The sequence below is a fragment of the Nocardia mexicana NBRC 108244 genome, assembly GCF_001613165.1.
Classification (GTDB): domain Bacteria; phylum Actinomycetota; class Actinomycetes; order Mycobacteriales; family Mycobacteriaceae; genus Nocardia; species Nocardia mexicana.
This window is the reverse complement of sequence record NZ_BDBV01000166.1, coordinates 1-3,239: the sequence shown is the minus strand read 5'-3', so window position 1 is coordinate 3,239 and position 3,239 is coordinate 1. Positions and strand designations below refer to the sequence as shown.

Annotated in this window: 1 protein-coding gene; it reads right to left on the bottom strand. The window is 74.5% G+C overall.

Annotated elements, in window-relative coordinates; genetic code table 11:
* Positions 1-3,239, bottom strand: a 3,239-nt coding sequence (locus tag NM1_RS40550) for an HAD-IC family P-type ATPase (protein WP_157124134.1), incomplete at both ends; no start/stop codon positions are given.

The following is a 3,239-nucleotide window of genomic DNA, read 5'->3' as shown; positions in this document are numbered from 1 at the left end:
GGACTCGCCGGTGTCGGCGACCGTGCGATGAGAGAGGGCGACCGCCATCGACGGCCCGAGATCGGTGAGCAGGTTGACCACCAGGAACTGCCGGGTGCCGATCGGCGCGCTCCCGGACAGCAGGGTGCCGAGCACGGTGAACACCACCTCGCCCGCATTGCCGCCGACCAGCACGCCGATCGCGTCGCGCACCCGCTGCCACATGCTGCGCCCCTCGGCCAGGGCTCGCAGCAGCACGGCCGGATCCGTGCCGCCGCCCGACCCGGTGAGGATCAGATCGGCGGCCTCACGCGCGGCGACCGAACCGCGGGCGGCCAGCCCGATGCCGACATCGGCGGTGCGGATGGCGGCCGCGTCGTTGCTGCCGTCGCCGACCATCGCCACGGTGTGCCGGTGCCGCTGCAGCGCGGAGACGATGCGCACCTTGTGTTCGGGGGATACCCGGGCGAATACGGTGGCCCGCTCGATCAGGTCCGCTTGGCCGTCCTCGTCGAGCCCGTCCAGGTCGGCGCCCGTGGCCACGGTGTCCGCGGGGATCCCGAGCTGGTCGGCGACGGCCCGGGCGGTCACCGGATGGTCGCCGGTGATCATGCGGATCCCGATGTCGTTGCGCGCCAGCTCCTGGACGAGCCGGGGCGTCTGCGGGCGCGGGTGATCGGCGATGCCGGCGAACCCGAGCAGGGTGAGGTGTTCGATCTCGCCGTCGACGTCGTCGGGGGCCGCGGTGAAGTCCCGGCGGGCGACCACCAGCACCCGCAGCCCGCGCTCGGCCAGCCGCTGTATCGCGGTCTCGGCGTCCGTGCGGTCCTCGGCGGTGAAGGGCGAAACCCGGTGTCCGCCATGGCCGTCGGCGCGCAGCAACTGGGTGCAGCGCGGCAGCAGCACCTCCGGCGCGCCCTTGACGGCGAGCCGGATGTGGTGGGCGGTGTGGCCGACGGCCGCGGCGTATCCGCGAAAACTCTCGAACGGCACCTCCTCGATGGGATCCCAGACCTTCGCGGCACGGGCGCCCAGCCGGGCGTCGGCGGCCTCGACCACCGCGCGGTCGGTGGCATGCACCGGTGGTCCGTCGGCGGCTCCGGGGCAGGCGCGTGCGGCCGCGCGCAGCAGTCGGCGCGACTGCGGTGACGCCGCGAAATCCGTACTGTCCCAGTGCTCGTCGAGATCTGCGAGGGCGACCAGGTCCAGCTTGCCCTCGGTGAGGGTGCCGGTCTTGTCGAAGCACACCGTGTCGACGCGACCGAGTGCCTCGATGGTGCGGCTGCTGCGCACCAGGACGCCGTGCCGCGACAGTCGCCGGGTCGCGGCGAGCTGCGCGACCGTGGCCACCAGCGGCAGGCCCTCCGGAACGGCCGCGACCGCGACGGCCAGCCCGTCGGCCAGCGCGGGCCGCAGTGGCATCCCGCGCAGGAAACTCGTCGCGGTGACCGTGGTTCCACCGCCGAGGGTGAAGGGCAGCACGCGCCCGGTGAGATCGCGCAGGCGGGCCTGGACCCCGCCGGACGGGGGCGGTCCGGCCGCGGCGAGCGCGCGTCCCGACTCGGTTCCCGCACCCACCGCGACCACCACGGCGCGCGCGGCGCCGCTGACCACGACCCCGCCCTCGAACACCATGCAGGCGCGATCGTTCAGCGCCGCACCGGGTGTCGCGGCGGTCTGCTTGTCGACCGTCACCGACTCCCCGGTCAGTCCCGACTCGTCGAGCTCGAGCCCGTCGGCGGTCAGCAGCCGGGCATCGGCGGGCACGACATCGCCGGTCCCGAGGGCGATCACGTCGCCGGGCCGCAGATCGTCCGCGGCGGTGCGGATCTCGCGATCGCGGGTGATTCGGCGCGCCTGTAGCCGTTCACCCAGCAGCAGGTCGTGCAACGACAGCCGCGCCCGGCGGCGCTGCAGCGCGGACACCGCGGCGTTGAGTCCGAGCACGGCGCCGACCAGTACCGCATCGGTGGGGGAGCCGAGCAGCGCGGCGGCGACCGCGCCGACGGCCAGCAGCGGGGTCATCGGGTCGGCCAGTTCGCGGCGCATCTGCCGGGTCAGGTCGACCACGGCCGTTGCGGGCGCGGAGAATTGCCGCCCCAGCCGGGCTGCGGTCGCCGCGAGGAGTGACGGCGGCGCCGTGGGCTCGCGGCTCGGCTCCGGCAGCCGGGCCCGGACCTCGTCGGGCTCCAGCGCATGCCACGGCACCAGCGCGATGCTCGCCGGGGCGGGTGCGCGGGCGGCGCGGCGGCCACGCGTCAACCCGGTCGCCAGCCCCAGCACGGTGGCGGCCGCGATCGGGCTGGTGGCACGGGCGGGGCGGGCGCCCGCGCGGCCGGAGGCCAGCAACAGCCCGCTGAGGGTGGCGGCCGACAGTGTCAGCACTCGCCCGCGATCGCTCACCTGCCGGGCCGTGCCGGTCGCGCCGAGAATCTGCCGTACGCACCCCAGATCGGGGCAGACCACGCCGGCCTGCCAGGGGATCTCGACCGTCCCGTCGCTTCGCCGCGTGGGCATGCCGATCCCCACGTCGGCGGCGCCGAGCGCCCGATGTGCGCGCCCGCTGACCACGGCGACGACATGGCCGTGCTCCTGGAGCCGGTGAACCAGCCGAGAACCGGAACCGCCCGCGGTCACGAATTCGTCGGCGCTGCGCCGCAATTCGCCCGCGTCCTCGCCGCCGACCAGCACCACCCGCAGCCCCGCCCGCCGCGCCGTGGTGAGGAGCCCGACGGCATCCGGATGTGGCTCTCGGCCGATCAGCACCCTGCCCACGGGTCGTCCGCGCTCCCGCAGCACATACCAATGCGGGTCATCCATATCGGTCCGCAGGTCGTGTGGACCGTCGGAGTGCGCGGCGGTTCCGTCGGGTGTCGAATGTGATGTGTGGTGGGCTTCGGAGTGTGCCGCGGTGTCGTTGGGGCGGTCCGAGGAACCGGCGGTATCCATCTCGTCGGTATCGATCGCGAGTTCGAGATCTCGGCGGTCGTGGCCGGGCGGCGGCGGGATCGGCAGTTCGGATCCGTTGCGCCAGAGCAGGCGCTGGGAGGCGCTCCACACTCGGTCCGTCGGCCAGGTGCTGTCGGTGGATTCGGCGGTCAGGACGACCGGGCGGCGGCCGCGCAGGACGCGATGGTCGACGACGACGGCGGAGGCGCGGTCCAGGCGGCGCCACAGCCGTGGGTCGAGTGTCAGCGTGCCGCGTGCGGACAGGGCGACAGCCAGTGCGGCGGCGAAGGTTTCGCGACCGGCGCGGGCCG